The organism is Paenibacillus sp. LT-B23 (genome assembly GCF_059417685.1).
Genome location: NZ_JBSQBM010000013.1, coordinates 73,836 through 88,744, shown reverse-complemented (window position 1 = coordinate 88,744; position 14,909 = coordinate 73,836). Strand labels below are relative to the sequence as shown.

Genomic DNA, 14,909 nt, shown 5'->3' with positions numbered 1-14,909 from the left:
CTCTATATTCGCATATCAACTCAAAGCTCTTTCCCCAAATCAGGTAGTCGCTCGCTCCACTAATTTAAACTCCAAATGATGTAACGTTTCATCCAGCCCTTCAAGGGTGTTGCGAATCATAATGAACGCGTTCTCAGCTTGTTTATCAATCGGGTAATGAATCGTTGTTAAATCAAGCAAATGCGAAATTTCTGTGTTATCAAAGCCGACCACCGCAAATTGGTCCGGCACAGAAACGTCGAGCCTTCGTGCTTCGGTCAGCAGTCCTGCTGCCAAATAATCGGTAGAACAAGCGAAGGCATCCGGTTTGTCCGTTTGTTCTATCCACCAATGGGCGATATTTTCACCGGCTTCAATGGTATTCAAATTATAAAAATGCGTGAATGCCTCAGCGTCCAAATCATATTTTCGGCAAAAATCATGATAGGCCCGGATGCGTTCCTTCGTATTTAGCCCTCGCATATTGCCATAAACATTCACAATTTTCCGGTATCCACTGGCATATAGATGCTCCAGCGCCAGCATATAGCCCTGATACTGATCCATAAATACAGACGGGATTGACTCTATGCTCACACGCTGCCATGTCACAATCGGACCATATTTGGTATAATGCTCGATCACACTCCACTCATTGACGCGAATCATACAAACCAAGGCATCCAGTTGCTTTCTCCGCAACATTTCCAGTGCTTCAAGCTCCCTTTCCTTATCTCCATTCGTAATAAAAAGCGCTATATTAAAACCATGCTCCTGAGCATACATCGTAAAACCACGTACAAATAAATTCAATGAATCATTAAAAGAAATTGAAATAATTCCTATAAGCTTTGTCATGCCCGTTTTTAAAGAAATCGCATTCAAATTAGGAACGTAATCCAGTCGGTCTATGACCTCCTGCACACGCTGTCTTGTCGGTTCACTCACATACGGATGGTTATTAATGACACGGGACACCGTTGCCGAGGATACACCCGCAAGCTTTGCAATTTCATGAATATTCGCCATAGCCCTCACCTCATTCTCTCTATTCTAACATGTCCTTGGGCTAAGCCTCTATGACCTCGCTGCACCCCTATAAATATGTTTTTTTAAAGCCCTTGACCTGTAATGCATTACAGAGATTACAGTGAAATAGAAGCTTGAGAAAGCGGTTTTAAAAAAAGTATTCAGGGAGGCAACAATCATGAAAAAAGGCTTAAAGATTGCAACTATCGGCGGCGGCTCCAGCTATACTCCGGAATTAGTGGAAGGCTTCATCAAACGTTATGCAGAGCTTCCCATTCGGGAATTGTGGCTGGTAGACATTGAGGCAGGACGCGAAAAGCTGGAGATCGTGGGAGCCATGGCTAAACGGATGGTGAAAGCAGCAGGCATTGATTGTGAAGTGCATTTGACGCTGGATCGCCGGGAAGCCTTGGTTGATGCCGATTTTGTAACGACTCAATTTCGGGTAGGCTTGCTCGAAGCCCGGATTAAAGATGAAAGTATTCCGTTAAAACACGGTATGATCGGTCAGGAAACCAACGGTGCCGGAGGAATGTTCAAAGCCTTCCGTACCATTCCTGTCATCCTGAGCATTGTTGAAGATATGAAAGAACTCTGCCCGAATGCGTGGCTTATCAATTTCACCAACCCTGCGGGTATGGTCACCGAAGCCGTGCTTCGTTATGGTCAGTGGGACAAAGTGATTGGATTATGTAATGTTCCAATCGGCGCGATCAAGAGTGCATCGGCTGTACTGGACAAACCGGAAGAAGAACTGTTCTTTAAATTTGCAGGGATTAACCACCTTCACTGGCATAAAGTATATGACAAAACAGGGACCGAATTAACTGAGCAGGTGATTGAAGGGCTGTACGCGCCCGGCGCAAAACCGGAGAAGGTCGTTGAAAATATTAGAAACATGCGTTTCCTGTATGATCAAGTGCGTCATTTGAAAATGCTGCCTTGTCCATACCATCGTTATTACTACATGACCGATAACATGCTGAAGGAAGAACTAGAGGAAGCCAAAAATGAAGGAACTCGGGGTCAAGTCGTCAAACGTCTGGAAGAAAGCCTGTTTGAACTGTATAAAGATCCGAATCTGGATTACAAGCCGGAGGAACTATCCAAACGCGGGGGCGCGCATTACAGCGATGCAGCCTGTGAAATTATTAATTCCATCTATAACAACAAAGGCACATTGATGGTGGTTAGCACACGTAACAATGGTGCAATTGATGATGTTCCTTATGACAGCGCGATTGAAATTACCAGTGTGATTCGCGCACATGGTGCAGAACCCGTAAACTTTGGCAAATTCCCGCCTGCACAGCGCGGCTTGCTGCAAGTGATGAAGGCGATGGAAGAATTGACGATTGAAGCGGCAGTAACGGGTGACTACGCAACAGCTCTGCAAGCCTTCACCCTGAATCCGCTCGTACCAAGCGGTGACATCGCCCAAACGGTGCTGGATGAATTGCTGGAAGCGCATAAAGAGCATTTGCCGCAATTTTTTGCGCATAAGGCGAAAGCAACGGTATAAAACAAAAGCAGAGCTTTTCCTATCACTTAAGTGATGTTCCACGTTCTGAGTTCGAAGCTATTGAATCCAGTAAAAGAGGCCGTGTTAGACACGGCCTCTTGGTATTTAATTATTCTCCCGCAGTAACTCGTAGCTAATCCATCGCTCCAACTCCCGGGATAGAACCACGTATTGTGGCTTAATTCAGATTATTAATAGGCAGTCCAACCTGCATCGGCAGTAATCACTGTAGCGTTCACAAAACCTGATTCATCCGAAGCAAGGAATAAAGCCACCTGTGCTATTTCCTCCGATTTTCCAAGACGTGGATTAATAGCCATTCCCAATTGCTGTCTGGAGGCACCAAATTTATTTAGATTAGTTATCGTTGAATTGATGTTAGTTTCCACACCACCTGGAGCAATTGCATTACAACGTATTCCTTGTGGAGCATACATGTAGCCTGTATTTTTAGTAAAACCAACAACTGCATGTTTAGAAGCTGTATAAGCTCCACCAGCTCGCCCACCAAACAACCCACCTGCAGAAGCTACATTCACAATGACACCCTTTTGTTTTTCTAAAAAGATAGGTAGAACTTTACGAGTAGAACGCATAACACTGGTTGTATTAATCGCAAAAATTCTTTCCCACTGGTCATCTTTAATATCGCCTGCCGGTTCCATGTTATCCATAATTCCGGCATTGTTTACCAGAATATCTACTGTACCATAGGTGTCAACGGTCGTATCAATCAGATTCTGAATATCTTCTTCTTTTGCAACATTAGCAACTACAACGATGGCATCTCCACCATTAGCTTTGATTTCTTCTACCACATTAGTTGCTGCATCTGCATTAATATCGGACACCACTACCTTGGCCCCTTCTTGTGCATAAAGCTTGGCAATAGCTTTACCCATACCGGAAGCTGCACCTGTGACTACTGCAATTTTGTCTTGAAGTCTCATTTCTATCCTCCTCGTCTGCATCTGTATCCTGTATAATGTTCAGCAGTTGTTCATCAGCTAAAATCATCAAACGCTGCTTATTTTGCTCACTAGCAGACACTTTTATGCATTAATGTCTATTAAATCGGGGGACATTTTATAAGAACTATCAGTCTATTGAAGCTCTGCATAATGAAATTATAGACGATGTCACTACAGATTAATCGCATCATATCGTGAACCCTGTGGCATAACTGGAACACAAAAAAAGCTCCCTTACGGAAGCTTCTCTGTTATACGTCCCAGGAGGGATTCGAACCCCCGACCGACGGCTTAGAAGGCCGTTGCTCTATCCAGCTGAGCTACTGGGACAAAATGGTATTCGTTGGAACCTTATGTATTCAGCGCATTGATTATTATATCATATTTTTGCTAACTGTCAAAAGCATTTTTTTATCGTACAAGTAAACAGGCTACAAAAGGAATCATTTGGACGCTGACGGGGTATTATGTACAAAAGGCCATGCTACGAAGGAGGTATATAATCCGTGAGAGGTCTATTGTCATCACTTTGTTATTTCAGTATTTTTTTCGCCCCTTTTCTGTTGCCTGTCATTGTGTGGATTGCAGTACGGGACGAGTATGTTCAGGGACATGCGAAAAAGGCTATTTTATCGCACATTTTCCCTATTATCGCGGCGATTCCGCTATTGTATTTTATTGCAACGGCGAATCATGCAGGTTCTGTAATCGGGTTTGTGCTGCTATTCGCTGTGGTCTATCTCGGGGTATTTGTTTACAACATCTACAAAGGTATCATGACGCTCCGTGAAGCCGCCTAAATCTGAAGAAGAAGCCTCCTTGTATTCCGCGAGTTAAGCGGGATACAAGGAGGCTTCTTTGACCATTTTTGATGGACAAATTTATTTATTACCGAAACGTCTAGGACTTTTTGGTACTTCATGCCTTACGTTTTTCTCAAGCACTTCTTCCGCAAATTCATTGTTATGAATATAACTGCTGCCTTTGTTCTTCTTATACTTCGCTTTGCCGTCTATGATTTCCCCCTCCTTTCACGCTGATCCCGCGGCGGCGCTGGAGCCCAAATCAACAAAAGCCGAGGCATGGCGCATCCTATTCTCATACGCCGAACTCCTTGGCAAATTCCGTGCTGAGCTGCCCATAGGAAAGTAACTCCCTTTTAAACTTTTCCCGTTCTTCTCCAGCCGTAATGTGAGTGGAGTCGGTAAAAGCCTTGTCCGTCACTTCCTCAAACGCGGAATGCAGGTTATTGTCGTACCAATCCAGCGCAAGATCGGCGTCATTACGAATAATGCGTACCACGTCATAGCCTTCCTGACCGTCCTGCTGATTGGTGGCGGTGATGTAGACCAGCAATTCCGGGTCATCTGCCGCGCCTGGCCGCACCTCTACCTCTGCGCAGCGCACTCCGTCAAGTTCGGTGAAGCGGCGTATTTTAGCATCCTTGATGTAGTACATTTGCCTTCCTCCTTCCTTGCGAATACACGGGTTGCCCCATTTGTAGTTTTCGGAACGGACAGACATTTTATGCTCCTTTTCGGCATATATACTGATGAACTAGGGATTTAGTTTTTGTTTCATCCCAACACTGGATGAACACGACAAAGAGAGGATGAACAGACATATGTGCGGAATTACTGGTTTCATACAGTGGAACGGAGACTTAATGCATCAATCGGAGCTGCTGCTCAATATGACGCAAACGCTCTCCGATCGCGGACCGGATGCTGCAGGCACCTGGATATCCAACCCGTGTGCCTTCGGACACAGAAGACTGAGCGTCATGGACCCGGAAAACGGTGCTCAACCCATGATCCGGCAGCTTGAGGATATCACTTATACGATTGTATATAACGGGGAAATATATAACGCGCCTGAGCTGAAAAAAGAGCTGCAACAGCGAGGGCATTTTTTCCGGACACAATGCGACACAGAGGTATTGCTCGAAGCCTACATGGAGTGGGGCCCGGATTGTGTGGATCGGCTGAACGGCATTTTTGCCTTTGCGGTCTGGGACAGTGAACGAGAGCAGGTATTTCTGGCACGGGATCGGCTGGGAGTGAAGCCGTTATTTTACAGCCAAACCGGAGATGTATTCGTATTTGGCTCGGAGCCCAAAGCGCTGCTCCAGCATCCTGCGGTAGAAGCCGCAGTCGACGCCGAGGGTTTGGCCGAAATTTTTATTATCGGTCCTGCACGCACCCCCGGACACGGCGTATATTCTTCCATGAAGGAGCTGCGCCCCGGACATACGCTAACGTACAGCCGCGACGGTGTGCGCATTCAAGCCTACTGGAAGCTGGAAAGCTTTGCGCATGAGGATAACACCGAAGAAACAGCGCTCAAGGTGCGCGAGCTGTTGCTGGACACGGTAGAGCGGCAACTGATTTCAGACGTTCCGGTATGCACCTTGCTGTCGGGCGGTCTGGATTCAAGCGCACTGTCCGCGCTGGCTGTCGATTATTACAAGCGTACCGGGCAGGGACAAGTTCATACGTATTCGGTCGATTATGTGGATAACGACAAGCATTTCGAAGCTCATGCGTTCCAGCCCGGAGCCGATGCCCCGTGGATTCAGCGGATGGTCGATGAGTTAGGCACGAAACATCACTGGATCGAATTCGATACGCCCGAGGTCGTAGCAGCGCTGAACAACTCCACGCTAACGCGGGATTTGCCCGGTATGGCGGATGTGGATTCGTCGCTGTATCTCTTTTGCCGGGAGATAAAAAAAGGAGCCACTGTCGCCATTTCCGGTGAGGCGGCGGATGAAGTGTTTGGCGGATATCCGTGGTTCCATCGTGAAGAAATGCTCAATTCGGGTACGTTCCCGTGGGCAGTCGCTCCCGACATGAGAGCCAGTCTGCTGTCTCCCGAGGTGCGGGACTGGATCAAGCCTTTGGAGTATTTGAACGACCGATACTCGGAAGCGGTAGGAGAAGTGCCGAAGCTGCCGGGGGAAACAGGTAAAGCTGCGCAAATGCGCGTCATGTCCTATCTGAACATCACCCGCTTTATGCCTACTCTGCTGGACCGTAAGGATCGGATGAGTATGGGGGCCGGACTGGAAGTGCGGGTACCGTATTGCGACCATCGACTGGTGCAGTATGTATGGAACATCCCGTGGAGTATTAAAATGACGGGCGGACGTGAAAAAGGTATTTTGCGCAAAGCGCTGGAGGGTGTACTGCCGGATGATGTACTGTATCGCAAAAAAAGCCCGTATCCCAAAACGCATAACCCCTCCTATCTTGCTGCTGTGAAAAAACAGGCGCTGGATCTATTGGATGATTCCTCATCCCCACTACTCAAGCTGATTGATGCCCAAAAAGTACGGGATATCGCGGCCTCGCCGGAGGCATCCACCAACCTGCCCTGGTTTGGTCAGCTGATGTCAGGGCCTCAATTGTTCGCGTATTTGGCTCAAGTGGATAACTGGCTGCGCACTTACAAGGTAGCGATTCGGTAAGCGTTAGTCAATAGCTAAAGTAGCAAGCTTCGAGGCATAGAACGGCGATTGGTTCGTCGTATACGGGAAATAGCGACGGAAAATAGTGAATGTCAAAAAGGCTATCCGCAGCTCATGGCTGGCGGATAGCCTTTTGATCGTTATGTGTCTGGCCTGTTACTTATATCAAACTATGCCTGCGGATTCCCAAGCTTTTTCGCCAAGTCACGCAATGCTACACCACGGTGGCTAATGGCTTGCTTTTGTTCCAGCGTAAGCTCAGCCATCGTCTTTTCAAACTCCGGCAAATAAAACAACGGGTCATAACCAAATCCCCCGCTGCCTGCGGTTTCCGTTGTAATCCAGCCCTCCACCGAGCCAGTCGATTCCAAGGTCTCCCCTGTCTGCGGATTATACAGAATCAAGGTGCAGACGAATTGAGCCGGGCTTAGCAAAGGCTGTCCGGTATCATCACCAAGCTGCTTCGATTCCAGAACGTCGAGCAGCTTGATATTGTTTTCGTGATCGCTGGCGCCTTCTCCGGCATAACGGGCCGAGTATACGCCCGGCGCACCGTCCAGCAAATCCACGCACAGGCCGGAATCATCAGCCAGCACAGGCAATCCGAGCACATCTCCGACCGCTTTGGCCTTTTTCAAAGCATTCTCGGCAAAGGTTTTACCATCTTCAACGACATCAGGGATGTCAGGATAGTCGTACATACTTTTGACTTCCTTGCCAAACGGAGCAAAGGCATGTGCGAACTCCCGCACTTTCCCTTTATTCTTCGTAGCGACAATAACAACCGGACCCTCCAACAGCATCAGGCCCCAGCCCCCGCACGTCCTGCTCCAATTTTGTCTGCAATCGGGCCGAGCACTTCTTTTTGACGCTCGATCATTTGCAGAATTCCTTGTTCACCCAAACTGAGCAGTTGATCCAGCTCTTGACGGTCGAACGGACTTTCTTCACCCGTACCTTGCAGCTCGACATACTTGCCGCCACCCGTCATCACGAGGTTCATGTCTACCTTGGCCTTGGAATCCTCTTCATAGTTCAAATCCAGCAGCGCTTTGCCACCAACAACCCCCACGCTGACGGATGCCAGAAAATCGGTAATTGGAAAAACAGGCAGCTTGTGCTGGACTGCAATTTTATTTACAGCAATCGCCAGCGCTACGAAAGAACCGGTAATTGAGGTCGTGCGTGTGCCGCCATCCGCCTGAATCACGTCACAGTCGAGCGTAATTGTCCGCTCACCCAGCGCCTGCAAATTCACAACCGAACGCAGCGCTCTTCCGATCAGACGTTGAATTTCCATCGTCCGGCCTGTCAGCTTCCCACGTGCAGCTTCTCGCTGATTACGCGTATGGGTCGCCCTCGGAAGCATGGAATACTCTGCCGTTACCCAGCCCTTCCCTTGTCCCTTCATAAAGGGTGGAACGCGTTCTTCCACGGTAGCCGTACAGATGACTTTCGTCTCGCCAACCTCTATAAAAACAGAGCCTTCCGCATACTTATTTACTCCTGCTGTCAATTTCATCGGGCGCAGCTCATCACCGTTTCGTCCGTTAGATCTACTCATGCTTTTTCCTCCTACGTCGTATGCAACCTGTTCTTATACATTTATTCTACCAAAGTGTGCAGGCAAAAGCACCCCAAGGACGATTCGCCGCCCTTAAAGAGGAATTTCGTTAATATGCTGTGGCTTGGCTACAGGCTCTCCATAATTCTGATTATTTTGTCCAATCACGCTTTTTTCACCGTTCAGCTCAATTCGAATTTTAGTTTTAACCGCATCCTCTGAATTATCTGCCGCCGTCAGCACGACCGATTCCAAAAACTCGGCAGGCACCGCTTCTCCCTTGGCAAACATGTCATCCGAGAGCGATACCGTAATCACGTTATCTTTGGAGCGTTCCACAGATTTCAGAGCCGTCTCCCCTGTCATGACTTCCTGTAATCCGTCCTTGGTCTGCGGACCCTGGATCAACTGATGCAGCGCGGACTGAACACGATCTTTTTCCGGGCTGACCAACCGTGTTACAGGCACATAGTATTGAACTCCGGCAGGAGAAGATGATGAAAAATATACTGTGACCGGACTGGAATCCAAAGGCGTTACGCCATGACCTACCTCCAGATTAATGCCTACTGCACGGGTCAAAGGATGATCCAGCGGTGTGCCGCCAACAGGCATTTCATTCAGCTTTTTGCCATCCACCCAAATTTGTACGCTTTGAATATCGGGACGGTCAGTCAGGGTCCAGGTCAGGCTCTCCATTAATTTGCGTTCTTCCTGTGGCTTGTAGCTGCCGAACGATTTGTTGAATTCGACGACTGCCAGCTTGTTATTCTTGTCCACCGTCACACTCTTCACTTCCGTACCTTGTGGCAGCACGCCCTTAAAGCCTTCTGGCAATAACCCGGCATACGGTCCGCCCTCAACCAGCGTTTCCAGCGCCGACTTGGCATCCGCCTGCACATCACCTGTAGCAATCGGCAAGGATACCGGAGCCAGTAGACCGTTATGATCCTGTAAAAATACAGCTCTCAACTGTCCGGTGCTGACGGGAGCTTTTCCTGTCACCGCCTTAATCATGGACTGCTCCGTCGTGGATGGCGGGGGATCAATAGATGCCGATTCATTGCCGAAAAGACTGCATCCGGACAACAACAACGGCAGGGACAGCAGCCCTACTACAGACGTTACGCGCAATGGATGTTTTATGTTCATAAATGAAGTTCCTCCCTAACAATTTTGTACAGATTGTACTAATATGTATACGAGCCTCGCGTAAAAAATAACTACTTTTTCAGCCGACTGGACACACTGGTCATAATTGCAGTAGAAATCAGGAACGAATACGAGGAGGGAAACTTCAACTTTATGGACAAGAAAAAAGTGCCTTATAGCCTGAACAGTAAAAAAGTAGCCGATGCGACCCGCGAATGGCTGCACAAGCGTGGTGTAAACATTACAGAGATCGCAGAGCTGGTCATGCTTTTACAAAATAAATATTATCCGAATTTAACGATGGAAGAATGTATGGAGAATGTGGAAAAGGTGCTGATGAAGCGCGAAGTTCAAAATGCGGTGCTCACAGGCATCCAACTGGATATCCTTGCCGAGCAAGGCGCTCTCCTTCCCCCATTGCAGGATATGATTGAAAATGATGAAGGGCTATACGGAGTGGATGAAATTTTGGCTTTTTCCATTGTGAATGTATACGGCAGCATTGGATTTACGAATTACGGTTATGTCGACAAGCTTAAACCAGGTGTGCTGGAACGACTGAACGATAAAAGTCTGGGGCCGATCCATACGTTTCTGGACGATATTGTAGGGGCCATCGCTGCTTCGGCCAGTAGTCGTATCGCGCATCGCAAGCAGGCAGAACGCGAGCAGGAGCTTGGGGAGGAAAGCGCCCCGGATACGACTCGTTAATTAACGACACGTTAGAAAACGACGGTTAGAATAGAATAGATATATGCAGGGTAAGAGGAGAACAAGACATGGCAAACGTGACCGAAGGAAATACATTCCGCACCATGAAGGCTGACGATTATGATCAGGCACTTCCGCTGTGGAATGGGATTTTACTATATTCCAGAGGGCTGGAGTAGCGTCTGTGCGCTTGACATGTATGTAAGCAGAAATGCCAGGTCTGATCTTCAAATGAGAAGCGATCAGACCCGGCGCATGGGGAAAACTAATGTGATTTATACAATCTAAATTTTATTTTGTGGGCGCAGTGCACGTTCTACAATTCCCAGCGTGGATTGGCGAGAGAAGAACCGGGACACCTGAGCTACCCAATAGTTTTGGCGACCGGAAATGATGTGACTACGCCCCTTTTCAAATGCTCTCAGCGCGTTCTTCACAACGGTTTGGGGAGTTTCCCTAATTCCAATTGACGCTTCACTTGCGCCAACAATATCAAAAAACGGCGTTTCTGTTGAGCCTGGGCAAAGGGCCAGAACTTTAAGCCCCCGTTTCCGATTTTCTGCCCATAGCGCTTCAGTAAAAGAAAGCACAAATGCTTTAGTTGCTCCATACACCGCCATATACGGATCGGGCTGGAATGCGGCTGTGGAAGCCACATTGATTAATCCGCCATCCCGGTTACGCAATAAATCAGGCATAAATGCATGTGTGATATCGACTAAAGCAGCCACATTGAGCATGACTTCCTCATGCTGCCGTTCTCCTGAAACCTGCTCAAAGTATCCATAGGTGGCAAAACCGGCATTGTTAATCAAGAGATCCACCTTTAGATGATGTTTTTGAACCTCCTGATGTAATGTTTGCGGTGCTCCTATCACAGAAAGATCAAGTGCGATGACTGTTGTCTTTACACTGTATTTAGCAGAAAGCTCTTTAGCCAACGCCTTCAACTTCGTTTCATTACGTGCAACCAAAATGAGATTGCATTTTTGAGCTGCCAGCGAATAGGCAAAGGCTTCGCCAATACCGGATGATGCACCTGTGATCAGAGCTGTTTTGTTTGCGTACATAAACATGATTATGAACCTCCATAGTATCGTTGTTTTATTTAAGAAACATTGTTACCATTGTTCCAAAATGAACCGAAGTCACCTATTATGACGACCTCAGTACACCTTATATCTTAAGATTGGGATGAGGATGTTTTAAATGCTGCGAGCATATTCTTCAGTGTAAATACATACACCCCTTGAGCCATATCTACATCTGAAAAATGACCTGCAAACTGAAGATGTATGACTCCATGTAAAGCAGACCAAAACATACGGACAACCAGCAGCGGATCATGTTCTTCCAGTTCACCCTGCTCCATAGCGTGTATGACGGTTTCCAGAATTCGAGATAGGGCTGTAGTCGTGCCCTCCAGACTCTGTTCATCCGGTTTAAAATCAGATAAAGCCCCGCCAAACATCATTTTGTAATAGGCTGAATGAAGCTGTGCAAATTGCCAATACGCCCAGCTTAGAGCTTCCAGATCAGCGAGTACGTTATCGGTGCTTGGAACTTGTTGAAAGGTTTCGGCCAATAGCCGACATCCATCCAGGTACATCTCATTGGCGAGACCATCCTTGCTGCCGAAAATACTGTAAATAATCTTGGTGGAACAGCTTAATTTCTGGGCAACTCGTCGTACAGTCACAGCCTCTGGCCCTTCTTCCGCAAGAAGGATACATGCCGCATCAATGACATTTTTACGTAGCATTTGCTGCTGCTGTAGCTTCACTTCCGAATAGGTTTTATAGGGATGCGATGGCTCGGACATTTTTTAATGCACTTCCTTACTATTTTTAACATAGAGTTTGAACGTGATCTTTTCGGAAACAACGTTACCAACAAGAATCATAGTATTCTAATTCTGAATTTTTGTCAAATATTAAACTCGCTACAGCATCAATAGGCAATGCCTACCCGTGTGTGTATAAAATCGCTGCTACTCAACTGACGATAGGTAAAATCGGCCGTGTCAGCGGTCGTAATTTGTGTGCCGCCCTCGGGCAGCATATCCTTTTCCACGCGATATATGCCCGTCCGCGCTCCGTCCGGCAGCCATGTCGAGCAGACTATCGTCCAGTCCAGCGCCGAATCTCGCAGCAGTTCGTACACCCGGCGGTGTTCCTCAGCCGCACGGGTGCTGCGCCGCCGGGGCTCGGAGGATTCATACCGATACAAACCCGGCTCTGTCCGGCTCTGTAAAATCCCTGCCGTCCCCACTGTAATGAGCCGGGGAACGGACTGCTCCTGCATAAGCCGGATCAGCAAACGGATATTCACGGATAAGGTCGTGGTTCCATCCGTATTCAGCGCGCTGATGACAGCCGTCGTTCCACCCCCCAGCGCTTGCGCTACATCCTCAGCGTTGGTGGCATCTCCTTGTACGATCTGGAGTAGCGTCCCATATCTTAATATGTAATCCTCCAGCTTGTCCGGTGAACGAACAAGAGCTGTAACAGTATGACCGTCCGCTAATGCATATTCCAGAATAAAACGCCCCACACGTCCGGTAGCCCCCAGTAGCAGCAAATTCATAAAAGCCTCTTTCCCGGCACGGATGCCGTTGTCCTTCTATTACTTTCCTCCATTACTTTCCGCGAAGCGGGTAGAAACGTGAGATAGGGTTCGTCTCGCTTATAGAGGCCCGACCGCGTCGCTCCAGTTCCACCAGATGGGCCAGTGTCTCGGACATGGCAAACCGTAGCTGATGAATCCCCAGTTTGTCACTAAATACAGCGATACACAGCTCATAGGCTGTACTGCCCTCTGGCTGGATCAACTCATGGAACTTGTCCAGCCGTTCTTCATGATGCTCCAGCAGCGCCTGCGTCCGTTCACGAAAATAACCAAACGGGTTACGGTGCCCCGGATATGCCCACGCTACCTCCAGCTCGCCAAGCCGCTGCAAACCATTCAAAAAAGACTGCAAGGGCTGGGGGGCACTTCCCGGCAGCAGACTGATATTAGGCGAAATCCTTGGCAAAACCGCATCACCGCACAGAATAACGCCGCTATTCGGCTCATACAAAGAGACATGTCCGGGCGCATGCCCCCCTGTCTCAATGGGCAGCCAGCCACGCCCACCCAATTCCAGACAGGCATCCTCCCCGACAGGAATAACGGTGATATCAGGCTGTGGATTCACTTGCAGATGAGCCTGCTGCATGTGCAGTTCCAAGGCCGATACCTGCTCCACAGGAAAGCCGTGACGGACAAAAAAGCTTGGCAGCCTCTGCTCCATCGGCACAGAGATATCCGCTTGTGAATCTGGCTGGCCCCACATCATCATCGCTTCCTTATGGCTTCGCGCTGACATATGTACACGAGCCTGACTTTGCTGCTGCATCCAGCCCGCCAAACCATAATGATCCGGGTGATGATGAGTCACGACAATGTCCGAGATATCACCAAAGGACATCCCCAGCTCCTGAAAGACATGCGCCCATTCTTCCTCCGTATCCGTACTGCGCGGGCCGGGGTCTACGATTGTAAATCCGTCTTGCCCCTTCAGCACATAGCTGTTCACCCAGCGCAGCGGAAAGGACATGGATATTTTGACCTGAAAGCCTCCGTCGATCCGTTCACACGGGGTCAGCTCCGGCATCTTCATGGCTTCCCAACCGCCTTTCCGTATCAAGTACGCACACCGACAAAAATCATTCGGGGCGATGCATTTTCAATATATTTATCTTCGTTATAGCTTCCATGTACCTGCTCTACAGACAGTCCGGCTTCCTCCAGCAAAGCACGGAATTTTTCATATGGGTACAGCTTGACGCGTTCATGATACACACGTACAGGCTCTTCACCCGCTACAGTTGTATCCTGACCAGCAGCACCGCCATCAGAAGCCGAAACAGAAGCGATGGAACGAATGGCAATCTGTTTTTTCACAAATCCGTCCTCGATAACCCGATGCTCCTCAATCTGATTTCCTTCATCCTCCCGTGACGAATGCGGCACCAGATGAGCGGCTACGTACGCAGGATTCAAATAATCTATAATAAAACGTCCGCCCGGCTTCAACAACCGATAAATTTCTTTTAATACTTTAAGCTGCTCCGCATCCTCCTCAAAGTAACCAAAGGAAGTAAACAAATTCACCACCGCATCAAAACTCTCCTCCAGCGGCACCTCTCTCATATCGCCCTGATGCCAGCTAACCCGTCCTTCGGGATCGGCAGCATGTGCCTCACGCAGCAGCACACCGGACAAATCCACACCCGTTACCTTATAGCCCGCATCCGCGAGCGCAAGAGAATGACGTCCCATACCACAGCACAAGTCCAATACGCTGGAGCCCTGCGGCAATTTGAGCCAAGAGATCATTTTCTGTACTTCATGATAGGCTCCCTGAAAGTCGCGATGCTTGTATACTAATAAGTAATCTTCCCCAAAGCTCTGCTCATACCATTCTGCCATATTGTTTCTCCTCCATGAACTCATTTCGCTCTATTACAT

The 14,909-nt window shown here is 48.3% G+C and carries 15 protein-coding genes and 1 tRNA gene; 4 read left to right on the top strand and 12 right to left on the bottom strand.

The features are described from left to right. Positions 1–39: 39 nt before the first annotated feature. The gene (locus ACWXW9_RS17370) at positions 40–1,008 is read right to left on the bottom strand and encodes a LacI family DNA-binding transcriptional regulator (protein ID WP_494930413.1); all 969 of its coding nucleotides are present in this window, start codon (positions 1,006–1,008) and stop codon (positions 40–42) included. 178 nt (positions 1,009–1,186) lie between these two features. Here ACWXW9_RS17370 and ACWXW9_RS17365 point away from each other — a divergent pair, with 178 nt between their 5' ends. Continuing rightward, on the top strand, positions 1,187–2,530 hold the full coding sequence (locus ACWXW9_RS17365; RefSeq protein WP_283653047.1) for a 6-phospho-beta-glucosidase: 1,344 nt from the start codon (positions 1,187–1,189) through the stop codon (positions 2,528–2,530). Positions 2,531–2,721: 191 nt separating this feature from the next. Here ACWXW9_RS17365 and ACWXW9_RS17360 read toward each other — a convergent pair whose 3' ends face one another. Continuing rightward, a complete protein-coding gene (locus ACWXW9_RS17360) occupies positions 2,722–3,480 on the bottom strand; it encodes an SDR family oxidoreductase (protein ID WP_283653048.1) in 759 nt (252 codons plus the stop codon). Positions 3,481–3,757: 277 nt separating this feature from the next. Next, positions 3,758–3,831: transfer RNA gene (locus ACWXW9_RS17355), tRNA-Arg, on the bottom strand. A 176-nt stretch (positions 3,832–4,007) separates the two neighbouring features. On the opposite strand from ACWXW9_RS17355, the gene ACWXW9_RS17350 reads away from it, so the two are divergent. Continuing rightward, on the top strand, positions 4,008–4,301 hold the full coding sequence (locus ACWXW9_RS17350) for a magnetosome magnetite crystal formation protein family (protein ID WP_134912986.1): 294 nt from the start codon (positions 4,008–4,010) through the stop codon (positions 4,299–4,301). Between the two features lie 298 nt (positions 4,302–4,599). On the opposite strand, the gene ACWXW9_RS17345 is transcribed toward ACWXW9_RS17350, so the two are convergent. Beyond that, positions 4,600–4,959 (bottom strand): hypothetical protein, encoded by a 360-nt coding sequence (locus ACWXW9_RS17345; protein WP_404581121.1) that lies wholly within the window; start codon positions 4,957–4,959, stop codon positions 4,600–4,602. Between the two features lie 166 nt (positions 4,960–5,125). Here ACWXW9_RS17345 and asnB point away from each other — a divergent pair, with 166 nt between their 5' ends. Further along, on the top strand, positions 5,126–6,970 hold the full coding sequence (gene asnB / locus ACWXW9_RS17340) for an asparagine synthase (glutamine-hydrolyzing) (RefSeq protein WP_494930412.1): 1,845 nt from the start codon (positions 5,126–5,128) through the stop codon (positions 6,968–6,970). Between the two features lie 170 nt (positions 6,971–7,140). Here the strand turns inward: asnB and ACWXW9_RS17335 are convergent, their stop codons facing one another. The 3 genes from ACWXW9_RS17335 to ACWXW9_RS17325 form a co-directional block, all read right to left on the bottom strand. Further along, on the bottom strand, positions 7,141–7,773 hold the full coding sequence (locus ACWXW9_RS17335; RefSeq protein WP_044648295.1) for an XTP/dITP diphosphatase: 633 nt from the start codon (positions 7,771–7,773) through the stop codon (positions 7,141–7,143). Further along, a complete protein-coding gene (gene rph / locus ACWXW9_RS17330) occupies positions 7,773–8,534 on the bottom strand; it encodes a ribonuclease PH (RefSeq protein ID WP_044648296.1) in 762 nt (253 codons plus the stop codon). The genes ACWXW9_RS17335 and rph overlap by 1 nt, the downstream gene beginning before the upstream one ends. A 93-nt stretch (positions 8,535–8,627) precedes the next feature. Beyond that, positions 8,628–9,686, bottom strand: coding sequence for a GerMN domain-containing protein (locus ACWXW9_RS17325; RefSeq protein WP_149094769.1), 1,059 nt, complete (start codon positions 9,684–9,686; stop codon positions 8,628–8,630). A gap of 153 nt (positions 9,687–9,839) precedes the next feature. On the opposite strand from ACWXW9_RS17325, the gene ACWXW9_RS17320 reads away from it, so the two are divergent. After that, on the top strand, positions 9,840–10,397 hold the full coding sequence (locus ACWXW9_RS17320; RefSeq protein ID WP_494930411.1) for a phosphatidylglycerophosphatase A family protein: 558 nt from the start codon (positions 9,840–9,842) through the stop codon (positions 10,395–10,397). Positions 10,398–10,681: 284 nt separating this feature from the next. On the opposite strand, the gene ACWXW9_RS17315 is transcribed toward ACWXW9_RS17320, so the two are convergent. The 5 genes from ACWXW9_RS17315 to ACWXW9_RS17295 form a co-directional block, all read right to left on the bottom strand. Continuing rightward, complete coding sequence (locus ACWXW9_RS17315) at positions 10,682–11,473, bottom strand: SDR family NAD(P)-dependent oxidoreductase (RefSeq protein WP_494930410.1); 792 nt, start codon at positions 11,471–11,473, stop codon at positions 10,682–10,684. 107 nt (positions 11,474–11,580) lie between these two features. Further along, a complete protein-coding gene (locus ACWXW9_RS17310; protein ID WP_494930409.1) occupies positions 11,581–12,219 on the bottom strand; it encodes a TetR/AcrR family transcriptional regulator in 639 nt (212 codons plus the stop codon). A 128-nt stretch (positions 12,220–12,347) separates the two neighbouring features. Further along, the gene (locus ACWXW9_RS17305; protein WP_494930408.1) at positions 12,348–12,983 is read right to left on the bottom strand and encodes an NAD(P)-dependent oxidoreductase; all 636 of its coding nucleotides are present in this window, start codon (positions 12,981–12,983) and stop codon (positions 12,348–12,350) included. A 52-nt stretch (positions 12,984–13,035) separates the two neighbouring features. Next, positions 13,036–14,058 carry an MBL fold metallo-hydrolase gene (locus ACWXW9_RS17300; protein WP_494930407.1) on the bottom strand — a complete coding sequence of 341 codons (1,023 nt, stop codon included), beginning with the start codon at positions 14,056–14,058 and terminating at the stop codon, positions 13,036–13,038. A gap of 23 nt (positions 14,059–14,081) precedes the next feature. Beyond that, positions 14,082–14,870, bottom strand: a complete 789-nt coding sequence (locus ACWXW9_RS17295; protein WP_494930406.1) for a class I SAM-dependent methyltransferase — start codon at positions 14,868–14,870, stop codon at positions 14,082–14,084. Positions 14,871–14,909 lie beyond the last annotated feature (39 nt).

Coding starts and splice junctions, on each gene's coding strand:
- ACWXW9_RS17370 (WP_494930413.1), bottom strand. CDS start 1,008: ATGGCGAATATTCATGAAATTGCAAAGCTTGCGGGTGTATCCTCGGCA.
- ACWXW9_RS17365 (WP_283653047.1), top strand. CDS start 1,187: ATGAAAAAAGGCTTAAAGATTGCAACTATCGGCGGCGGCTCCAGCTAT.
- ACWXW9_RS17360 (WP_283653048.1), bottom strand. CDS start 3,480: ATGAGACTTCAAGACAAAATTGCAGTAGTCACAGGTGCAGCTTCCGGT.
- ACWXW9_RS17345 (WP_404581121.1), bottom strand. CDS start 4,959: ATGTACTACATCAAGGATGCTAAAATACGCCGCTTCACCGAACTTGAC.
- asnB (WP_494930412.1), top strand. CDS start 5,126: ATGTGCGGAATTACTGGTTTCATACAGTGGAACGGAGACTTAATGCAT.
- ACWXW9_RS17335 (WP_044648295.1), bottom strand. CDS start 7,773: ATGCTGTTGGAGGGTCCGGTTGTTATTGTCGCTACGAAGAATAAAGGG.
- rph (WP_044648296.1), bottom strand. CDS start 8,534: ATGAGTAGATCTAACGGACGAAACGGTGATGAGCTGCGCCCGATGAAA.
- ACWXW9_RS17325 (WP_149094769.1), bottom strand. CDS start 9,686: ATGAACATAAAACATCCATTGCGCGTAACGTCTGTAGTAGGGCTGCTG.
- ACWXW9_RS17320 (WP_494930411.1), top strand. CDS start 9,840: ATGGACAAGAAAAAAGTGCCTTATAGCCTGAACAGTAAAAAAGTAGCC.
- ACWXW9_RS17315 (WP_494930410.1), bottom strand. CDS start 11,473: ATGTTTATGTACGCAAACAAAACAGCTCTGATCACAGGTGCATCATCC.
- ACWXW9_RS17310 (WP_494930409.1), bottom strand. CDS start 12,219: ATGTCCGAGCCATCGCATCCCTATAAAACCTATTCGGAAGTGAAGCTA.
- ACWXW9_RS17305 (WP_494930408.1), bottom strand. CDS start 12,983: ATGAATTTGCTGCTACTGGGGGCTACCGGACGTGTGGGGCGTTTTATT.
- ACWXW9_RS17300 (WP_494930407.1), bottom strand. CDS start 14,058: ATGAAGATGCCGGAGCTGACCCCGTGTGAACGGATCGACGGAGGCTTT.
- ACWXW9_RS17295 (WP_494930406.1), bottom strand. CDS start 14,870: ATGGCAGAATGGTATGAGCAGAGCTTTGGGGAAGATTACTTATTAGTA.